We start from the raw sequence: 19,129 nt of genomic DNA, 5'->3' as shown, positions 1-19,129 counted from the left end.
ACCGGACATTATAACCCAGGGGGTCAGATACCGTCTTGAATGGCAAGCCCTTTCGATAAGTAATTAGGATCGAAAGGCTTGTCATTGCGTATCACCCCATAAATCAAGTGAGCCAGCTTGTGCATGACTGCCCCGATCACGGCTTTCTTTGCCATTCCGGTCGCGGCAAGCCGTTCGGCGAATTGCCGCAGGATGGGGTTATGTCGGCGCGCCACCAAGCTCGGCATGTACAGGGCAGCGCGCATTGAGGTGCTGCCGGTTCGACTGATCGTCGTTCGTCCCCTCAGCGAGCTTCCAGAGCTGCGTTGTTTGGGCGTTACCCCAAGAAAGGCAGCGAAGGTTTTCGCGCTGTCAAAGCGGCGAATATCCCCCAAATGCCCCAGTATTTTTGCCACGGTCGTCGTTCCGACGCCAGGTATGGTGGCGAGCAGATCGGCATCGTGCTTGAGGCCAGGATGGCGATCTATGTGATCGTCGATGTCGCCTTCGAGCTTCTCTATTTCTACGCTGAGCCAAGCGACATGCTGTCGCACATGCTGCGCGACGTCCTCCATCCCGCTGATGATCAATGCCTCCAACCGATTTTCTTCCTGCTGGCGAATGTCCTTCAAGGCTTGGACGCGCAGCGACCAAGCCCGCAACTGGCGCTGCTCCAGCGGCGGCGGACTCCAGGGCGCGGGCTTCATCGCGACGCAGTAGCGTGCAATCAGCCCGGCGTCGATCGTATCGTTCTTGTTGCGAATATTTTCGCTGTGGCCGAAGCCCTTGATGCAGACTGGATTGACCACGCTCACCACCAGCCCGGCCTGGTGGAGCGCCAATGCCAACGGCTCGGAATAGACCCCGGTCGCCTCCATGCAAGCATGCATTGCCGACAGGGGAACTTTGGATTTGGTGAGCCAGTCGACCATTGCCCGATGGCCTTCGGCGGAATTTTCCAGCACTTTGGTCTTGGTTTTTCCGTTGACCAGCAGTGCAATATCTAACTTCTTCTTGCTGACATCAATACCTACCGCTGCGCATATCGTATCCATTTTTGACCTTCCTCGTATGCGGGCTTACGCGCTGGCGCGATGGCCCCAGATACCGTTCGGACTTATCAAATGAAACAGGCAGAGGCACCTATCTGACCCACGTGCTCCACGGCACTAAGTCTGATCAGCGTCACTCCGCCTGGCCGCACCTACCTCCTTATTATCCGATGGAGATGCGGTATGCTCAATATACGAAGTCTGACATTCGGACACGGCCTCTGCTGCAATGCGGAAGAGGCCGTGTCCGAATGTCAGACTTGACCCCGGGTATACTGGGTGGATGTATTACCGCGAATATCCTCCCCATCCGGCGCTGGCGGCGCATGTCGAGTGCATGTGGGCCGCCTGCGCGCCCGGCGGCGCCCATACGCACCGGGTGCTGCCGGATAACTGCGTCGATATTCTCTGGCAGGACGGCGGCCAGCCCGGCTTCGCGGTCGGCATGATGAGCAGCGCCATCCTGGTCGCCAGCGACGGGCCGCTGCGGACGGTGGCGGTGCGCTTCAAGCCCGGCGCGGCGGGCGTCTTCCTGGCGGCGCCGCTGCATGCGCTGACCGACCAGCGGGCCGATATCGACCAGCTGTGGGGCCGCGGCGACGCCGAGCGGCTGGCCGATGCGCTGTGGACCTGCGAGCTGTCCGACCGCGAACGCATCGCCCTGATCGAGCATCAGCTGTTGCTGCGGCTGCGCGCGGCCGGCATGCCGGGCGATCCGGGCGACTTGCTGATCCGCCGCGCGCTGGCCGCGCTGGACGCCAGCGACGGCGCGCTGCGCATCGAGCAGCTGGCGGCGCAGCTGGGCGTCTCACGCCAGCACATGGCGGCGCTGTTCCGCGCGCGGGTCGGGCTGTCGCCCAAGCTGTATGCGCGCATCTGCCGCTTCCGCCGGGCCGCGGCCGCGCTCAAGGCCGCGCCGTCGCCGGACTGGGCGCAACTGGCGCTGGAATGCGGCTATTTCGACCAGTCGCACCTGATCCACGATTTCCAGGAGTTCGCCGGCAGCGCGCCGGAGCGCTTCCTGCTGGCAGCCTAGGCCTGGCTTCCATTTTTACAATCGCGCCGGCGACCGTTGTGCCAAGATGATGTTTTCAACATCTCTGTGGAGACAAGCATGATCAAGGGATTACGCACCGTGGCCTATCCGGTCACCGACCTGGCGGCCGCCAAGGCCTGGTACAGCAAGGTGTTCGATACCGCGCCCTACTTCGACCAGCCGTTCTACGTCGGCTTCAACATCGGCGGCTTCGAGCTGGGCCTGATCCCGGACGGCAAGCCGGGCCAGACCGGCAGTATGGTCTACTGGGGAGTGGACGATATCGCCGCCGAAGTCGAGCGCATCGTCGCGCTGGGCGCCACCGTGCACGGCGCCATCCAGGACGTCGGCGAGAGCATCAAGACGGTCGAACTGGCCGACCCGTTCGGCAATCTGCTTTGCCTGATCGACAACCCGCATTTCGATTTGACAGCGGTGCGCTAGCAGATGTGGCAGTATACGCGGCTCCGAAAATGAAAGAGGTCGCACCATGTCCCGCCGTAACGCCAATCTGATCAAGTCGCCCGAGCAAATCGTCCTGGCACGCGTCGCTGCCCAGCTGGCGGCCGACGTGCTGACCATGATCGCACCGCACATCAAGGCGGGCGTCAGCACGGCCTACCTCGACCAGCTGTGCAACGACTACATCGTCAACGTGCAGCAGGCGATCCCGGCCAACGTCGGCTATGGCGGCTTCCCGGCCACCGTGTGCAGCTCGGTCAACCACGTGGTGTGCCACGGCATTCCGGCGGCCGACCACATCCTCAAGGATGGCGACATCATCAACATCGACGTCGCCGTCATCCGCGACGGCTGGCATGGCGACACCAGCCGCATGTACTACGTCGGCGAGCCGTCGAAGTCGGCGCGCAAGCTGGTGGAGACCACCTATGCGGCGATGTGGGCCGGCATCCGCGCCGTCAAGCCGCGCGCCACCCTGGGCGACGTCGGCTTCGCGATCCAGACCATCGCCGAGAAGGCCGGCTACAGCGTGGTATTGGACTACTGCGGCCACGGCATCGGCATGGTGTATCACGAGGAGCCGCAGGTGGCGCACTACGGCCGTCCGGGCCAGGGCGTGGTGCTCAAGCCGGGCATGCTGTTCACGATCGAACCGATGATCAACGCCGGCAAGGCGGCGACCAGGGAATTGAGCGACGGCTGGACCGTCGAGACGCGCGACAAATCGCTGTCGGCGCAGTGGGAGCACATGGTGCTGGTGACCGAGACCGGCTTCGAGGTGCTGACCCTGGCCCCGGGCGAGACCGGCGCCAAGGCGCAGATCCCGAACGCGGTGCCGGCCGGGGCAGCCGCCGCTAGCGCAGCGTAAGCTTCAGGGCCGGCTTCTCGCCGTAGTCTTCGTAGCGCTCGTTGATGCCGGCCACGCAGTATGTCACCTCTTCCAGGATATCCGGCACGGCGGCCTTCATGGCCTCCGCGCCCGTGATGACGATGTCCAGCACCTCGTTCGGCTTCAGGCGGAACTTGCTCATGCCGTCCTCGTCGCGCAGGTAGCTCAGGCAATCGACCCAGGCGTCCATGGTGTTGCCGTAGCTGTCGGGGAAGCCCAGCGCGGCCTTGCAGGCGGCGTGGAAGCTGGCGAAATCGGTGATCGCCGCGCCGTTCAATTCTGCGGTTGCCATTATTTTTTCTCTTTCTGGGGGGGCGCCGAGCCGTCTGTGACGAAGCTCAGCTTGGTTAATCCATTCGACTGCGCGGCCGCCATCACCTGGGCCACCACTTCGTAGCGGGTGTCCTTGTCGGCGCGCAGTTGCAGTTCGGGCTGCGGCTCCAGCTTGGCCGCCTCGACCAGGCGCGCCTCCAGCACGCTCTGCTCGACCGGGTCGTTATTCCAGAAGATCTTGCCGGCGCCGTCGATCGACAGCGTGACCGTGGCCGCCTGCTGTGGATTGGCCTGGGCCTGCGCCTTCGGCAGGTCCAGCTTGACGGCGTGGGTGAACATCGGCGCGCTGAGGATGAAGATCACCAGCAGCACCAGCATCACGTCCACCATCGGCGTGACGTTGATGTCGGCCATCGGCCCCGGATTGCGGTGGTGGTTGAATGCACCAAAACTCATACTAGCTCCCAATGGGGTCAAGTCTGACATTCGGACACGAGCTCTGCCGTAGCGGTCCCGCTACGGCAGAGCTCGTGTCCGAATGTCAGACTTGACCCCCTCCGTTAGTCAGGTAGGCGTGCAGGTCGTGCGCGAAAGCGTCCAGCTCGGCCAGGGTCAGCCGGTTGACGCGGTTGAATCCGTTATACGCCAGGACGGCGGGAATCGCCACCGTCAGGCCGATGGCGGTCATGATCAGCGCCTCGCCCACCGGGCCGGCCACCTTGTCGATCTGCACCGTGCCACTGGCCGACACATTGGCCAGCGCATGGTAGATGCCCCACACCGTGCCCAGCAGGCCGACAAACGGCGCGGTGGCGCCGATCGACGCCAGCAGGGTCAGGCCGCCTTCAAGGCGGTTGGTGGATTGCTGGATCGCCACGCGCAGCACGCGCGTGACCTGGGCCGCATGGCCCATCTCGCCACCCAGCGAGGCGCGCCCGGCAGTCTTCAGCTGCGCTGCGCCCTGTTGCGCCAGCGGCAAGAACACTTGTTCGGGATCGGCCAGCGTCAAGGCGGCGACGCCGTCCTGCATCGACGGCGCCTCCCAGAACGCCTGCACGGCCGGCGCGCTGCGGCGGATGCGCCAGGCGGCGTAGCTCTTGGCCAGGATGAAGAACCAGCTCACCAGCGACATCGCCAGCAACACCAACGCCACGATGTGGCTGATGGTGTCGCCCTGTTCCCAGTAGCTGGCCAGGGTGAAGTGGTTGGGCATCATCAGTTCAGCGCCAGCACGTCGTTCATGTCGTACAGGCCGGTGGCCTTGTCGGCCAGGAAGCGGCAGGCGCGCAGCGAGCCGTGCGCGTAGGTGACGCGGCTGCTGGACTTGTGGCTGATCTCGATGCGCTCGCCGGTGCCGGCGAACAGCACCGTGTGGTCGCCAACGATGTCGCCGCCGCGGATGGTGGCGAAGCCGATCGACGACGGGTCGCGCTCGCCGGTCACGCCTTCGCGCGCGTAGACCGCGCAATCCTTCAGATCGCGGCCCAGTGCGTCGGCCAGCACTTCGCCCATCTTCAGCGCGGTGCCGGACGGGGCGTCGACCTTGTGGCGGTGGTGGGCTTCGATCACTTCGATGTCGTAGCCCACCGCCAGCGCCTTGGCCGCCTGCTGCAGCAGCTTGAGCGTGACGTTGACGCCGACGCTGAAGTTGGGCGAGAACACGATGGCGGTTTTCTTGGCCGCCGCCGCGATGGCGGCCTTGCCCGCCTCGTCGAAGCCGGTGGTGCCGATGATCATCTTGATGCCGTGCTCGGCGCAATACGCCAGGTGCTCCAGCGTGCCTTCGGGGCGGGTGAAGTCGATCAGGAATTGCGCGCCGGCCAGGCCCTTGGCCAGGTCCGATTCCACCAGCACGCCGGCCGGCTTGCCGAGGAAGGCGGCGGCGTCGCTGCCGACGTTGGCCGAGCCGGCGCGGTCCAGCGCGCCGGACAGGCGGGCGTCGGGCGCGTCGAGCACCGCTTCGATCAGGATGCGGCCCATGCGGCCGCCGGCGCCGGCGATGGCGATGTTCAGGTCTGTCATGCGTCTGTCCTCGTGCTTATTTCTTGTCGTTGTTCACCGTGACGCCAACCGGCGAGGCGGCGGCGTTGTCGCTGCCGGCCGGGATGGTCGCGGTATTGCCGACCGGACGCGCGTCCGGAACGCTCAGGTCCTTCTTGACCTTGGGCGCCGGGCCGGCGATGCGGGCGATGTAGTCTTTTTCGGTCGGCAGGTTGCCGCCCTCCCAGCGCGCCACCTTGCCATCCTTGTCGAAGAACACGATCACGCGGCTGGTGGTGATTTCGCCGTTGCCCTTGGCCATGCGGAAGGCGTAGTCCCAGCGGTCGGCGTGGAAGGGGTCGGTCAGCAGCGCGGTGCCGAAGATGAAGCGGACCTGCTCGCGCGTCATGCCGGTCTTCAGTTGCGACAGCATCTCCTCGGAGACGAAGTTACCCTGCTGGATGTCCGGACGATACGGCGAGAAGAACCACATGAACTTCTGCAGCTTGGTGATGGTGGTCGTTTGCGCGCCCTTGTTGGCGTCCAGCGTCGTGCCGGTTTCCTTCACGTCGGTCGATTTCTCGCCCAGCGTGGTGTTGGACGCGCAGCCGCCCGCGGCCAGCGCGACGCAAACAGCGCCGGCCAGCAGCGGCGCGCGGCGGGTGAAACGGTGCAACAAAGACTGCGATAAAGCCTGGGTGACGCGCATGGTTGTCCTCAATCTGATCGAGCGGAAGTGCCGAAAAACGCTATATCATAAAGCACAAGGTGCGAGATGGGGCTGCGCGGGCACGCCGGGAGTTCGCATTATCCAGCAAATCGCCAACTATGTCCTTGTTTTATAAAGATTAATTGTAAAACATTGCAAATGTAAATTTCACGCGGCGGGGCGCCTGCGGGCGCCGATGGTGCGGCGGCTGCCGGAGTGCGTTAAACTGTGGGCTAGCTATCGCAAACAACATAAGAGTCGCCACCATGAGCAACAATCCCACCGACCTGAAGGCCAGCGGCCTCAAAGCCACCCTGCCCCGCCTCAAGATCCTGGACATCTTCCAGAACAGCGAAGTGCGCCACCTGACCGCCGAGGATGTCTACAAGATTCTGCTGTCCGACAATATGGATGTGGGCCTGGCGACCGTGTACCGGGTGCTGACCCAGTTCGAGCAGGCCGGCCTGCTCAACCGCAACCACTTCGAGACGGGCAAGGCGATCTTCGAGCTCAACGAGGGTTCGCACCACGATCACCTGGTGTGCCTCGATTGCGGCCGGGTGGAAGAATTCTTCGATGAGGAAATCGAATCGCGCCAGCAGATGGTGGCCAAGGAGCGCGGCTTCCGCATCGCCGAGCATGCGCTGGCGATCTACGGCAACTGCACCAAGGCCGCCTGCCCGCACCGGCCGTAATGGGCAAGCCAGCTCAGCATGGATTCCCGCCTGCGCGGGAATGACGTCGTTCCCGCGCAGGCGGGAATCCATAGACCATCAATTGTGGCTGAGCGCGTTCGATAGCAGCTTGGCCGTGATGTCGACGATCGGTATCACCCGCTCATACGCCATGCGGGTCGGGCCGATCACTCCCAGGGTGCCGACGATCTTGCCGTTGGCCATATAGGGCGCGGTGACCACGCTCATCTCGTCCATCGGCACCAGGCTCGATTCGCCGCCGATGTAGATCTGCACGCCGCTGGCCTTGCTCGACACGTCGAGCAGCTGCATCAATCCCGTCTTCTGCTCGAACATGTCGAACATCTGCCGCAGCGACGTCATGTTCGACGACAGGTCGCTCACCGACAGCAGGTTGCGCTCGCCGGAGATGACCATGTCGTCCGAGCTGTCGGCCATCGCCTCGCTGCCCGCCTCCACCGCCGCCTGCATCAGGCGTCCCATGTCGTCGCGCAGCTGGCGCACTTCGCTTTGCAGCCGCGTGTGCACCTCGTCGAAGGCCAGGCCGCCGTAGTTCTGGTTGATGTAGTTGGCCGACTGCACCAGCTGCGCCGGGCTGTAGTCGACGTCGGTCAGCAGCAGCCGGTTCTGCACGTCGCCGGTCGGGCCGACGATCACCAGCAGGATGCGCTTCTCCCCCAGCCGCAGGAATTCGATCTGCTGGAACACCGATTCGCGCCGCGGACTGAGCACCACGCCGGCGAACTGCGACAGCGACGACAGCATCTGCGCCGCGTTGGCGATCATCTTCTGCGGCTGCGGCGCCTGCAGCCGCATGCGGCCCTCGACCGATTGCTCGTCGAGGTGCTGCACCGTCAGCAGGGTGTCGACAAAGATGCGGTAGCCGCGCGGGGTCGGCACCCGGCCGGCCGAGGTGTGGGGGCTGGCGACGTAGCCCAGCTCCTCCAGGTCGGCCATGATGTTGCGGATGGTGGCCGGCGACAGGTCCAGCCCGGAGAATTTGGACAGGGCGCGCGAGCCCACCGGCTGGCCGTCCGCGATGTAGCGTTCGACGAGGGCCTTGAGCAGGGTTTGTGCGCGTGGTTCGAGTTGCATGTTCATTCACTGATGGTATTTCTGCTTATTATGCACGCTCTGTGGCGGACGGGGGCCGCGGCGTGGCGTCAATGCCGCATTTGCCCGCGCAGCCATGCCAGAAGTGCGTCGAAACTGCCGCAGATGGCGTCCGGGACGATGCCCGCCTCCAGGTGCGCCGTGCTGTCGGTCCGGTTCATCCACACCGCGCGCAGGCCCGCGCCCTGCGCGCCCTGCACGTCCAGCCGCAGGTCGTCGCCGACGTAGACCGCGTCCTGCGGCGCCACCCCCATCGCCTCGCAGGCGGCCAGGAAGATGGCCGGATCGGGCTTGGCGCGGCCGAAGCGCGCCGAGGCCAGCACGGTCTCGAAATGGTGGTGCAGGCCGATGACTTCAAGATCGGCGTTGCCGTTGGTGATCACGCCCAGCCGCAGCATGGCCTGCAGCTCGGCCAGCGCCGGCAGCACGTCGGCGTACGGCGTGACGGCGTTGCGCCGCGCGCGGAAGTGGCGCATGGCGCCGTCGATGTGGGTGGCGTCGGCGCCGGCCTCGGCGAAGGCCTGCTCCAGCGCCACGCGGCGCAGCTGGTACAGGTCGATCGCCAGCTCCGGCCGCTGCTCCAGCAAGGCCATGCGGCGCGCGCGCAGCTCGGCCACCGAGTAGCGCTGCGTCACCTGCGGCGCGTGCGCGGCCAGCCAGGCGTGCCAGCTGGTTTCCGCCGCCGCGATCACCGGGGCGATCGGCCACAGGGTGTCGTCAAGGTCGAACAGCAGGGCGTGCGGGCGGCGTGGGGTCATGGCGGTCGGTCGAAATGGCGAATCCGTGTATTGTCGCACCGATCGCGGCAGGCGGATGGCGGGGCGGCGGCATGGTAAATTATCGCATTCCCCTGCTGGAGCCGCCGTGCCTTTGACTACGTTTGTGATGACTTGCCGCCGCTGGGCGCCGCCCCTGTTGACCGCCGTGCTGGCGGGCTGCGCCACCGTCGGCCCCGCACCGGCCACGGCGCCGGAATTTTCCTCCTTCGTGGTGCTGGGCGAGAACGGCGCCGCCGTGGCGCGCGTGCTGGTCGACGCCCCCGCCTGCCCCGACATCGTGATCGACCAGCGCCCGCAGGCGATGGCGCTGCGCGCGCCGGCCGCCACGCTGCCGCTGCGCAGCACGCCGTCGGCGCCGGCCGATTCCAAGCCGGCCGCCTTCCCGCTGCTGACCTGCGAGGCGCCGCTGCCGGCCGGCGCCGCCCACGCGAGCGTGCTGGGCCGGCCGCTGCCCTTGCCGGTCGCGGCGCCGCAGCGCATCGTCGTGCTCGGCGACACCGGCTGCCGCCTGCAAAAGAACAGTCACAGCTACCAGGCCTGCAATCACAGCGCCGACTATCCCTTCGCCGCCATCGCGGCCGCGGCGGCGGCGTGGCGGCCCGACTTGGTAATCCACGTGGGCGACTACCACTACCGCGAAAACGCCTGCCCCGACGGCAACGCCGGTTGCGCCGGCAGCCCGTGGGGCTATGGCTGGGACGCCTGGAACGCCGACTTCTTCGCGCCCGGCGCGGCGCTGCTGCGGGCGGCGCCGTGGGTCATGGCGCGCGGCAACCACGAGAACTGCCTGCGCGGCGGCCAGGGCTACTGGCGCCTGCTCGATCCGCGCCCGCTGCTGGCCGGCCGCGACTGCAAGCTTGCGGCCGACGACGCCACCGGCAACTACAGCGATCCCTACGCCGTGCCGATCGGCCAGGACACCCAGCTGCTGGTGCTGGACACCGCCAACACCACCTGGAAGGGCCTGAAGCCGGGCGAGCCGGGCTACGACCAATACCGCGACCTGTACCGCAAGCTGGACGCGTTGGCGCAGCGGGCGCCGCGCAACCTCGGCATCACCCACCATCCGCTGCTGGGCATGGGCGCCGACCGCAGGGGCGACGGCACGGCGCGGCTGCTGCCGGGCGATGCCGGCCTGCAGCAGGCGTTCGGCTCGCTCAACCCGCGGCTGCTGCCGGCCGGCATCCAGGCCATGCTGTCCGGCCATGTGCACCTGTGGGAGCAGGCCAGCTTTGCCAGCGGCCATCCGAGCCAGTTCATCTCCGGCTTTTCCGGCACCGCCGAGGACACCGTGCCGCTGCCGGAGCGCCTGCCGGACGGCGTGACGCCGGCCCCGGGCGCGGTGGTGGATCAGTTCAGCTCCTGGGTCGACGGCTTCGGCTTCATGACCATGGAGCGGCTGGGCGCCGACCAGTGGCGGGTGCAGGTGCACGACCTGCAAGGCCGGGTGCGCAACACCTGCCGGCTCGACGGCAGGCAGTCGCGCTGCGAGGTGGCGCAGGTCGAGGCGCGGGCCAATTAGGCGCAGCGGCGGCCGCAGGTGTCACAAGCTGTTACATCGCTTAGCGGCCCCGGCGTTACCAAATGCACTAAAATACGGCCCATTCCGTGTAAGATGCTGCACCCGCTGTTGCCGGGCCCTATTCGTTTTGGAGAGAGATTTTTATGAAAAGTTTGTATCTGCGTTCGGGCCTGGCCCTGGTGTGCGCCGCCCTGCTGAACGCCTGCGGCGGCAACAACGGCAACCTGGCCCTGTCCGGCACCGTCAGCGGCCTGACCAAGCCTGACATGGTGCTCAAGAATACCAAGACCGGCGAACTGCTGCCCGTCCCGGTCAATACCAGCACCTTTGTGTTCACCAAGCTGGCCGCGGTGGACGAGGAATTCAATATCATCGTCTCCACCCAGCCCACCGGCGGCAGCTGCGCGCCGGTCGGCACCAGCAACGTCGGCAAGGCCAACGCCTACACCTCGTACTCGATCGGCTTCACCTGCCAGGCCAACCCGTGGACGCTGGGCGGCACCGTGACCGGCCTCACCAGCAAGGGCCTGATCCTGGCCAACGGCGCCGACACCGTCAGCGTGCTGCCGGCGGCCACCGCCGGCGCGCCGGTCTCCTTCACTTTCGGCAACAAGGTCGGCGACGGCTCGCCCTACGGCGTGACCATCCTGTCCCAGCCGAAGGACCCGGCCCAGACCTGCACGCTGGCCAGCAACGTCGGCAACATGCCGGCCGGGGACTTCCTCGGCGTGACCGTCACCTGCCAGTAATCCCGGCGCCGGCCCACGACACCACGGCCGGCCCATCCGCCTTTTTTTGGAGTAATTGATGAAATTTTCGACTGTGAGCGCCGTAGCGGCGCTGATGCTGGCCGCCGCGCTGTCTGCCTGCGGTGGCAAGGCCCAATTCGCCGTGCAAGGCACCATCAACGGCCTGACCAACCCCGGCCTGGTGCTGGCCAACGGCAGCGACACCCTGCCCGTGGCAGCCGCTTCCGCCACGTTCGCGATGCCCCGGCAAATCCCTTACGGCACCGACTACAACGTCACCGTGCTGACCCAGCCTGCGCACCAGACCTGCCAGCCGGTCTCCGGCAGCTCCGGCTCGGCCGGCCACACGGTGTCGATCGCCGTGGTGATCAACTGCATCCAGAACAGCTATTCGGTGGGCGGCAAGTTCACCGGCCTGTTCCCCTACAGTGACGCCGTGCCGGCGACAGGCACCACGCCCGCCGTGGCCGCCAACCCGCGCACGGTGACGCTGCTGAACGGTTCCACCGGCGGCCAGATCGTGGTGTCGAGCGACTCGGCCTACGCCAACACCCCGGGCAGCGGCGAGTTCGCGTTTGCGCCGGTGGCGGACGGCTTCGCCTATGGCGCGACCATCCTGTATCAGCCGACCGACATCGACTGTACGCTGGCCAACAACACCGGCGTGGTCAACGGCGCCGTCGTCAGCAACATGATACTGAGCTGCAAACCGAAGTAAGGAGCGGGAAGCGCCGCGCGGCCTGCGCGGCGCGGCGGCGGCACAGTTATGCGTTTTGATGATGCAGGATATTCGAAAAATAAACTTGCGTTATATACCGCGCCGCAGCATACTTCACCTGTCTCCTCCACTTCTTGCAAAGGAATTGGATTTCAGCCCGCTTTCACCAGCGGGCTTTTTTTTTGCGCGGGGGGTCAAGTCTGACATTCGGACACGGCCTCTGCCGTAGCAACGCCTACGGCAGAGGCCGTGTCCGAATGTCAGACTTGACCCCCGCTTGTTTATTTGAGCAGGTTGGCCAGCGCCACGTACTGGGCCAGGCCGATGGTTTCCGGACGCATGGTCGGGTCGATGCCGGCTTCGACGATCTGCGCTTCGGTGAACATGCCGGCCAGGCAGTTGCGGATCACCTTGCGGCGCTGCGAGAACGCCTTCAGCACCACCGCCTCCAGGGTCGGGCCGTCGCACGCCAGCGGCTGGGCGACCGGGATCATGCGCACGATGGCCGATTCCACCTTCGGCGGCGGGTCGAACGCCTCCGGCGGCACCACGAACAACAGCGACATGTCGTAGCGCCATTGCAACATCACCGACAGGCGGCCGTAGGTCTTGCTGCCCGGCTCGGCCACCATGCGCTCCACCACTTCCTTCTGCAGCATGAAATGCTGGTCCTGCACCTGCGGCGCGAACGTCGCCAGGTGGAACAGCAGCGGGCTGGAGATGTTGTACGGCAGGTTGCCGACGATGCGCAGCTTTTGCCCGGCCGCCACCGGTATCGTGCCGAAGTCGAACTTGAGCGCGTCGCCGGCGTGGATGGTCAGCTTGGCCGGGTTGTAGGTCTTTTCCAGCCGCGCCACCAGGTCGCGGTCGAGCTCGACCACGTGCATCCGCTTCAGGGTGCGCATCAGCTGCTCGGTCATGGCGCCCAGGCCGGGCCCGATCTCGACCATGGCGTCGTCCGGCGCCGGCGCGATCGCCTCGGTGATGCTGGAGAGGACGTATTTATCGTGTAAAAAGTTTTGGCCGAAGCGTTTGCGGGCGACGTGTTTCATGGTTGTTCTGGTTGGAGAGGTGAGGAGGAGGCGGCCATGGCCACCGCGGTGTCGATCGCGGTGGCCATGCTGCCGCAGTCGGCCAGGCCCAGGCCCTTGGCCGCCAGGTCCAGCGCGGTGCCGTGGTCGACCGAGGTGCGGATCAGCGGCAGGCCCAGCGTGATGTTGACGCCCTGGCCGAAGGTGGCGTACTTCAGCACCGGCAGGCCCTGGTCGTGGTACATGGCCAGCACGCAGTCGGCGCCCTGCAGGTATTTGGGCTGGAACAGCGTGTCGGCCGGATACGGGCCGCTGGCGGCGATGCCGCGCGCCTGCGCCGCCGCGATGGCCGGCGCGATGACGTCGATGTCCTCGCGCCCCAGGTAGCCGCCCTCGCCCGCGTGCGGGTTCAGGCCGCACACCAGGATGCGCGGGGCGGCGATGCCGAACTTGGTTTTCAAATCATGGTCAATGATGTCGAGCACGCGCGCCAGCCCGTCCTGGCTCAGCGCGGCGGCCACGTCCTTCAACGGCAGGTGGGTGGTGGCCAGCGCCACCCGCAGCGGCGGCGGCAGCGGCTTGCCGGCCGGCGCCAGCGGCTGGCCCGCCAGCATCATCACCACCTGCGCGGTGCCGGTCTGGTCGGCGAAGTATTCGGTGTGGCCGGAGAACGGCACGCCGGCGTCGTTGATGGTGCTCTTTTGCAGCGGCGCGGTGACCACCGCCTCGAACCAGCCGGCCCGCACGCCTTCGATGGCGGCGTCCAGCGTGGCCAGCACGCTGCGGCCGTTTTCCTTGTCCAGCTTGCCGGGCACGACGTGGGCCGCCAGCGGCACGTCGATCACGCTGATGCGCTCCGGGCCGAACTGCGGCAGGCCGCCGTGGCGCACCGCCTGCAGCGACAGCGCCGACAATTTGATGTCGGGATCGATGTAGCTGGCCGTCATGGCCAGGAAGGCGGCGTCGCCCAGCAGCACGCAGTTGACGTCGTGGCGGCGCGCCCAGGCGGCGCGGATCGAGATTTCCGGACCGACGCCGGCCGGCTCGCCGACGGTGACGGCGATCGCCGGGCGGCCGCCGGTGGTGCGGCGGGCGGGACGCAGCGCGCTGCGCCCGGTGTGCAAAGTGGCGCTCACGCGTGCTCTCCCGGTGGCTTACTTGGCGGCGGCGGCGCCGTCGTCGGTGCGGTACTCAACGTAGGCGCGGTCGCGCACTTCGCGCTGCCAGCTTTCCGCCGCTTCCTCGACCTTGCGCTCGCGGATGGCCTGGCGCGCGGTGTTGCGCTCGCGCTCTTTCGAGACGTCGTCGCTCTTGCGCTCGAGCACCTCGATCAGGTGCACGCCGAAGCTGGTCTCGACCGGCTGGCTCACCTCGCCCACCTTCAGGTTGTTGATGGCGGCCTCGAACTCCGGCGTGACGTCGCCCGGATACAGCCAGCCCAGGTCGCCGCCCTTGGCGGCCGAGCCGTCGTTGGAGAACAGCCGCGCCAGTTCCTCGAACTTGGCGGCGTGGTTGTCGAGGCGCTCCTTGAGCTCGGTCAGCTTGCGCTTGGCGTCGGCCGCGCTCATGGTCGGCGTCACCTTGATCAGGATGTGGCGCACGTGCGACTGCTGCACCGCGGCCACGGCCTGCGCCTCGGCCAGGCTGCGGCGGTCGACCGCCTTCAAAATATGGAACGCGCCCACGCTCTTGATGATGGGCGTGACCTGGCCCGGCTTGAGCTTGCTCAGCGCCTCGGCAAACACCGGCGGCAGCCGCTCGGGCTGGCGCCAGCCGACCACGCCGCCCTGCAGGGCGTCGCTGGCGTCGGAATAGGTGGCGGCCATCTTGGCGAAGTCGGCGCCGGTGCGCAGCTGGCGCATCACTTCCTCGGCGCGCGCGCGGCGCTGGGCGATCACCTCGGCGGTGGCGTTGTCGGGGATGCGCACCATGATCTGCGAGATGTTGATCTCGAACTGCTCGGCGGCGGCGGCCTTCTCGGCGGCCAGGAAGCTGTCGACCTCGGCGTCGGAGATCTGGATCTTGCCGTCGACCTCGTGCTCGCGCAGGCGCTGCATGATGATTTCCTCGCGGATATCCTCGCGGAAGGCGGCGTACGGCGTGCCCTCCTTCTCCATCTGGTTGCGCAGGTCCTGCACGCTGAGCTTTTGCGCCTCGGCGATGCGGCCGATGGCGCGGTCGAGCTGCTGGTCGTCGACCCGCACGCCCATCTCCTTGGCCATCTGCAGCTGGGCGCGATCGACGATCATGCGCTCGAGCAGCTGGCGGCGCAGGTCGGCCGGGGCCGGCATCTGCACGTTCTGCGCCTTCATGCGCGCGGTGACGGACTTGATGCGGTTGGCCAGCTCGCGCTGGGTGATGACGTCGTCGTTGACCACCACCACGATCGAGTCGATCGCCACGTTGCCCGACTCGCCGGGCGGCAGGAAGCCCTTGGCGTCCGGCTTGGCGCTGGCCGCAGTGGCCGGCGTGGTGTTGAGCGCGGGCGCGGCGGCCGGGGCGCTGGCCGCCGCAGCCGGGACGGGGGCGGCCGGCGCCGGCTTCTTCGAAAACAGGCTGCAGCCGCCCAGGGCGGCCGTGCACAACAGGACTGCGAGGATTTTCATTTCGAACTTCATCTTAAGAACGCTCATGAGTCAGGTGTAAATGGATCAAAAAACGCCCGCCGGTGTTGCGGCGGCGGACGCCGGGGTGGCTGGCCTTAGCGGCCGTAGCCTTCGTTCAAACGCTGATAACCGGGGATGCTGTTCTTCATCGCCTCCAGCGGGCTGCCCACGCCCAGGTGCGACAGGCCGTTCAGTTCCAGCTGGAAGAAGATCGGCGTCGACGCCTTGGTCGAGGTGGTCACGAAGCGCTGCGCGCCCATGCGGAACACCCAGCAGTCGCCGTTGTACTCCAGCCCGACCAGGCTCTCGAGGATCTTCTTGTCCTGCACCGAGTAGCTGACCCGGCCGACGCCATACCAGCGCTGGAAGATCGGCCACTGGCTCGACAGCTCGATGTTCTTGAAGCTGCCGCGCAGGTAGCGGTAGCCGGCGTTGAGCACCTTCTTCTGGCCCGGCATCCACTGCACGGTGTAGCTCTCCGACACCACCCGGCTCTGGCTGGGGCTGTACTGCACGGCGCTGTCGAAGCCCCAGGTTTCCGAGATGCGGCCGGTGGCGGCCAGCAGCATGTCCGAGCGCGAGTCCACCACCGGGGTGGTCGAGGCCAGCTGCACGCGCTGGTCGCGGAAGTAGAAGCGCTGGCCAAACGCCAGGCGCAGCGTCTCGGCGCCGGCCGAGTCCAGGAAGCGCGACACCAGCGCCGCCGTCAGCTGGTTGGCGTCGCCGATGCGGTCCGAGCCGACGAAGCGGTTCTCGCTGAAGATCTGGCTGAAGTTGAAGGTGGCGGCGTCGGTGTCGAAGGTCGGGAACTTGCTCTGGTCGCGGTAGGGCGTGTTCACGTAGAACAGGCGCGGCTCCAGCGTCTGCGTCATGTCGCGCTGGCCGAGCTTGATGTCGCGCTCGAACACCAGGCCCGAGTCCAGCGAGAACGTCGGCACCACGCGCGACAGGTTTTCCGAGGCCTGCGTGCCGTAGCTGTCGAGCTGGTAGCTGGCCAGGTTGACCATGACCTTGGGCGTGACGAAGTAGCTGGGGCCGACGATCGGGTAGCTCAGCTGCGGGATCGCCACCAGCCGCGTGCCGTTGATCAGGCTCGGGTGGTAGAAGCGGGTCAGCTCGCTGTCGACGGCCCAGTCGAAGCCGCCGGCCACGTCGTACTGGGCCGCGTGGAAGTTGATCGCCGGCAGCCGGTCGTACGGGCGCGACACGTACAGCGAGGGGTCGACCACCGATTCCGGGTCCTGCAGCACCTGGTATTTCTGCACCCGCGCGGTCAGGGTCCAGAACTCGCCGTGGTAGTCGGTGCGCAGCTCGCGCAGCAGCTGGCGCTCGGTCGAGCTCGACACGGTCTTGGAAAAGTCGTTCGGATAGTTGTTGTCCGAGGCGGCGCGGATGCTCCAGCCGTACGACCAGTCCTTCGACAGGTCCTGGGCGTGGGTGCTCTTGATGGTCCAGCGGTCGGTCGAGCCGCCCGGCGTGGCCGGCACGTACTGCTTGTCGTGCGGCAGGTACTCGAGATAGGTCTCGCCCTGGTACAGGCCGCCGCTGATCTCGCCCAGGTAGCGGCCGTTGGCGCCCAGCTGGAAGCCGCGCCGCGGGATGATCTTGGGGTAGACCGTCAGATCGCGGTTGGGCGCGATGTTGAAGTAGTACGGCACGGTCAGCTCGGCCGCGCCCTTGGAGCCGAAGCCCGGCATCGGCGACAGCCAGCCCGAGCGGCGCGCGCCCGACAGCGAGAACGACATCGCCGGCGTGCCCAGGATGGGCACGTCCTTGAAATACACGATGGTCTTGCCGGCGGTGCCGACGTCGCGCCCGGAGTCCAGGTTCAGGGTGTTCGAGCGCAGGTACCAGTCCGGGGTCGGCCCCTGGCAGGTGCTATAGGTGCCGTTGACCACCACCGCCTCGTCCTCGTTGAGGAAGTTGATGCGCTCGGCCTTGCCCTGGGCGTGGTTGGCCTCCAGCTGGTAGGTCGGATTGAGCATATAGCCCTTGCCGGTGTCCATGTTCAGCTTGAGCTCGTCGCCGGTGAAATAGTCGCCGAAGCGCCAGATCCGCACATGGCCCTGGGCCTCGACTTCGTCCTCGACCTGGCGGTAGCAGGCGGTATCGGCCTTGACGCGGGTCTTGTCCTTGACCAGCTCGGCGTCCCGCTGCAGCGTGATCTCGCGCTCGGGACGGCCGCTGATGTCCTCGGCCTGGATGGTGGTGACGGCGTTCTTATCCTCCACCCGTGGCGCGCGCGCCTTCGGCGGCAGGCCCTGGGCGTAGCTGGGCACTGCGGCGGCAGTGACGAGGGCAGTCAGGGCGTAAGCCCAGCGTTGCGGGGTGGTGGGGGGGGCCGGAAGCCAGCGCATGCGACTCATGAAAAGAAGGGAGGAAACACCATAGCAGGCGATTTTTTGATTTGAATCCCTTATTATATGGGAATCTTCACCCAACACCGGTTTCCGGGCCCCGCTTAATGTCTTTATTACAGAATTTAACTTCCGATACATCGTCCGGCACCGCGCCCGACCTCCGCCTGGAACAGCTGAGCGCCTGGCTGGCCACCCTGGACGTGGTCGACGTCGCCAGCGCGCGCCCGGCCTCGGCCGACGCCAGCTTCCGCCGCTATTTCCGCGTCGATGTCTTATCGGATAAACAAGCCGCGCTGGGCGCCACCCTGATCGTCATGGACGCGCCGCCGGAACGCGAGAACGTGCTGGCCTTCGTCAAGCTTGACGAAATGCTCACGCACGCGGGCGTCACCGTGCCGCGCATCGTCGCCACCGACTACGAACAGGGCTTCATGCTGATGTCCGACCTGGGCGTGACCACCTACCTGCAGGTGCTGGACCACGACAACGCCTCGACCATGTACGCCGAGGCGCTGGAGGCGCTGGTCAAGTTCCAGCTCACCAGCGAGCCCGGCGTGCTGCCCGAGTACGACCGCGCCTTCATGCTGCGCGAAATGAACCTGTTCCCCGAGTGGTATATAGCCAAGCACCTGAACGCCACCCTGAGCGACAAGCAGGCCGCCGAGCTGCAGGCCGTGTTCGACGCCATCCTGGCCAACGTCACCGCCCAGCAGCAGGTGTATGTGCACCGCGACTTCCACTCGCGCAACCTGATGTGGATGGACGCCGGCAATCCGGGCGTGCTGGACTTCCAGGACGCGCTGTACGGCCCGATGACCTACGACCTGGCCTCGCTGCTGCGCGACGCCTACGTGCAGTGGGACGAGGAGCTGGTGCTGGACTGGGCGATCCGCTACTGGCAGCACGCCAAGTCGGTCGGCCTGCCGGTCAGCCAGGACATCGACGCCTTCTACCAGGACTTCGAGTATGCCGGCCTGCAGCGCCACCTGAAGATCCTCGGCCTGTTCTGCCGCCTGAACTACCGCGACGGCAAGGCCCAGTACCTGCACGACCTGCCGACCGTGATGGACTACGTGCGCAAGGCCGCCGGCCGCTACAAGGAGCTGCGGCCGCTGGTGCGCCTGCTCGACCAGCTCGAAGACACGCAGCCGCAAGTCGGCTACACCTTCTGAGGCG

20 protein-coding genes are annotated in these 19,129 nt (G+C 66.5%); 8 read left to right on the top strand and 12 right to left on the bottom strand.

Features of this window, described 5'->3' with window-relative positions:
* Nucleotides 1–23 precede the first annotated feature (23 nt).
* Complete coding sequence (locus ACEN9O_RS11310; RefSeq protein WP_495612909.1) at nucleotides 24–1,034, bottom strand: IS110 family RNA-guided transposase; 1,011 nt, start codon at nucleotides 1,032–1,034, stop codon at nucleotides 24–26.
* Nucleotides 1,035–1,314: 280 nt separating this feature from the next.
* Here ACEN9O_RS11310 and ACEN9O_RS11305 point away from each other — a divergent pair, with 280 nt between their 5' ends.
* The 3 genes from ACEN9O_RS11305 (at nucleotide 1,315) to map (ending at nucleotide 3,397) form a co-directional block, all read left to right on the top strand.
* Nucleotides 1,315–2,067 carry a DUF6597 domain-containing transcriptional factor gene (locus ACEN9O_RS11305; protein WP_495617635.1) on the top strand — a complete coding sequence of 251 codons (753 nt, stop codon included), beginning with the start codon at nucleotides 1,315–1,317 and terminating at the stop codon, nucleotides 2,065–2,067.
* Nucleotides 2,068–2,145: 78 nt separating this feature from the next.
* Nucleotides 2,146–2,511, top strand: a complete 366-nt coding sequence (locus ACEN9O_RS11300; RefSeq protein ID WP_495617634.1) for a VOC family protein — start codon at nucleotides 2,146–2,148, stop codon at nucleotides 2,509–2,511.
* 46 nt (nucleotides 2,512–2,557) lie between these two features.
* Nucleotides 2,558–3,397, top strand: a complete 840-nt coding sequence (gene map / locus ACEN9O_RS11295) for a type I methionyl aminopeptidase (protein ID WP_495617633.1) — start codon at nucleotides 2,558–2,560, stop codon at nucleotides 3,395–3,397.
* Here the strand turns inward: map and ACEN9O_RS11290 are convergent.
* The 5 genes from ACEN9O_RS11290 to ACEN9O_RS11270 all read right to left on the bottom strand — a co-directional run bounded on the left by ACEN9O_RS11290 (nucleotide 3,384) and on the right by ACEN9O_RS11270 (nucleotide 6,380).
* Nucleotides 3,384–3,710, bottom strand: a complete 327-nt coding sequence (locus ACEN9O_RS11290) for a barstar family protein (RefSeq protein ID WP_495617632.1) — start codon at nucleotides 3,708–3,710, stop codon at nucleotides 3,384–3,386. The genes map and ACEN9O_RS11290 overlap by 14 nt on opposite strands.
* The gene (locus tag ACEN9O_RS11285) at nucleotides 3,710–4,147 is read right to left on the bottom strand and encodes an ExbD/TolR family protein (RefSeq protein WP_495617631.1); all 438 of its coding nucleotides are present in this window, start codon (nucleotides 4,145–4,147) and stop codon (nucleotides 3,710–3,712) included. The genes ACEN9O_RS11290 and ACEN9O_RS11285 overlap by 1 nt, the downstream gene beginning before the upstream one ends.
* A gap of 85 nt (nucleotides 4,148–4,232) precedes the next feature.
* Nucleotides 4,233–4,907, bottom strand: a complete 675-nt coding sequence (locus ACEN9O_RS11280; protein WP_495617630.1) for a MotA/TolQ/ExbB proton channel family protein — start codon at nucleotides 4,905–4,907, stop codon at nucleotides 4,233–4,235.
* Nucleotides 4,907–5,713, bottom strand: a complete 807-nt coding sequence (gene dapB / locus ACEN9O_RS11275; protein WP_495617629.1) for a 4-hydroxy-tetrahydrodipicolinate reductase — start codon at nucleotides 5,711–5,713, stop codon at nucleotides 4,907–4,909. The genes ACEN9O_RS11280 and dapB overlap by 1 nt, the downstream gene beginning before the upstream one ends.
* A gap of 16 nt (nucleotides 5,714–5,729) precedes the next feature.
* Nucleotides 5,730–6,380: an outer membrane protein assembly factor BamE gene (locus ACEN9O_RS11270; protein ID WP_495617628.1), complete on the bottom strand. Its 651-nt coding sequence runs from the start codon at nucleotides 6,378–6,380 to the stop codon at nucleotides 5,730–5,732.
* 266 nt (nucleotides 6,381–6,646) lie between these two features.
* On the opposite strand from ACEN9O_RS11270, the gene fur reads away from it, so the two are divergent.
* The gene (gene fur / locus ACEN9O_RS11265; RefSeq protein ID WP_495617627.1) at nucleotides 6,647–7,075 is read left to right on the top strand and encodes a ferric iron uptake transcriptional regulator; all 429 of its coding nucleotides are present in this window, start codon (nucleotides 6,647–6,649) and stop codon (nucleotides 7,073–7,075) included.
* Between the two features lie 78 nt (nucleotides 7,076–7,153).
* Here fur and hrcA read toward each other — a convergent pair whose 3' ends face one another.
* Nucleotides 7,154–8,170 carry a heat-inducible transcriptional repressor HrcA gene (hrcA, locus tag ACEN9O_RS11260; protein WP_495617626.1) on the bottom strand — a complete coding sequence of 339 codons (1,017 nt, stop codon included), beginning with the start codon at nucleotides 8,168–8,170 and terminating at the stop codon, nucleotides 7,154–7,156.
* A 68-nt stretch (nucleotides 8,171–8,238) separates the two neighbouring features.
* Nucleotides 8,239–8,946 (bottom strand): HAD family hydrolase, encoded by a 708-nt coding sequence (locus ACEN9O_RS11255; protein WP_495617625.1) that lies wholly within the window; start codon nucleotides 8,944–8,946, stop codon nucleotides 8,239–8,241.
* Between the two features lie 106 nt (nucleotides 8,947–9,052).
* Here ACEN9O_RS11255 and ACEN9O_RS11250 point away from each other — a divergent pair, with 106 nt between their 5' ends.
* From ACEN9O_RS11250 to ACEN9O_RS11240, 3 genes are all read left to right on the top strand, one after another.
* The gene (locus ACEN9O_RS11250; protein ID WP_495617624.1) at nucleotides 9,053–10,489 is read left to right on the top strand and encodes a metallophosphoesterase family protein; all 1,437 of its coding nucleotides are present in this window, start codon (nucleotides 9,053–9,055) and stop codon (nucleotides 10,487–10,489) included.
* Nucleotides 10,490–10,632: 143 nt separating this feature from the next.
* Nucleotides 10,633–11,238, top strand: coding sequence for a hypothetical protein (locus ACEN9O_RS11245; RefSeq protein ID WP_495617623.1), 606 nt, complete (start codon nucleotides 10,633–10,635; stop codon nucleotides 11,236–11,238).
* A gap of 58 nt (nucleotides 11,239–11,296) precedes the next feature.
* Nucleotides 11,297–11,956, top strand: a complete 660-nt coding sequence (locus tag ACEN9O_RS11240; protein WP_495617622.1) for a hypothetical protein — start codon at nucleotides 11,297–11,299, stop codon at nucleotides 11,954–11,956.
* Nucleotides 11,957–12,237: 281 nt separating this feature from the next.
* Here ACEN9O_RS11240 and rsmA read toward each other — a convergent pair whose 3' ends face one another.
* The 4 genes from rsmA to ACEN9O_RS11220 all read right to left on the bottom strand — a co-directional run bounded on the left by rsmA (nucleotide 12,238) and on the right by ACEN9O_RS11220 (nucleotide 17,950).
* A complete protein-coding gene (gene rsmA, locus ACEN9O_RS11235; protein ID WP_495617621.1) occupies nucleotides 12,238–13,008 on the bottom strand; it encodes a 16S rRNA (adenine(1518)-N(6)/adenine(1519)-N(6))-dimethyltransferase RsmA in 771 nt (256 codons plus the stop codon).
* Nucleotides 13,005–14,111, bottom strand: a complete 1,107-nt coding sequence (gene pdxA, locus ACEN9O_RS11230; protein WP_495618458.1) for a 4-hydroxythreonine-4-phosphate dehydrogenase PdxA — start codon at nucleotides 14,109–14,111, stop codon at nucleotides 13,005–13,007. Before pdxA ends, rsmA begins: the two co-directional genes overlap by 4 nt.
* 30 nt (nucleotides 14,112–14,141) lie before the next feature.
* Nucleotides 14,142–15,593, bottom strand: coding sequence for a peptidylprolyl isomerase (locus ACEN9O_RS11225; protein ID WP_495617620.1), 1,452 nt, complete (start codon nucleotides 15,591–15,593; stop codon nucleotides 14,142–14,144).
* A 95-nt stretch (nucleotides 15,594–15,688) separates the two neighbouring features.
* Nucleotides 15,689–17,950: an LPS-assembly protein LptD gene (locus tag ACEN9O_RS11220; RefSeq protein ID WP_495617619.1), complete on the bottom strand. Its 2,262-nt coding sequence runs from the start codon at nucleotides 17,948–17,950 to the stop codon at nucleotides 15,689–15,691.
* 107 nt (nucleotides 17,951–18,057) lie between these two features.
* Between ACEN9O_RS11220 and ACEN9O_RS11215 the strand changes: the two genes are divergently transcribed.
* The gene (locus tag ACEN9O_RS11215) at nucleotides 18,058–19,125 is read left to right on the top strand and encodes an aminoglycoside phosphotransferase family protein (RefSeq protein ID WP_495617618.1); all 1,068 of its coding nucleotides are present in this window, start codon (nucleotides 18,058–18,060) and stop codon (nucleotides 19,123–19,125) included.
* The last annotated feature ends 4 nt before the right edge of the window (nucleotides 19,126–19,129 follow it).

The organism is Duganella sp. Dugasp78, assembly GCF_059491455.1.
The sequence above is the reverse complement of the archived record's forward strand: the minus strand, read 5'-3'. Positions and strand labels throughout refer to the sequence as shown.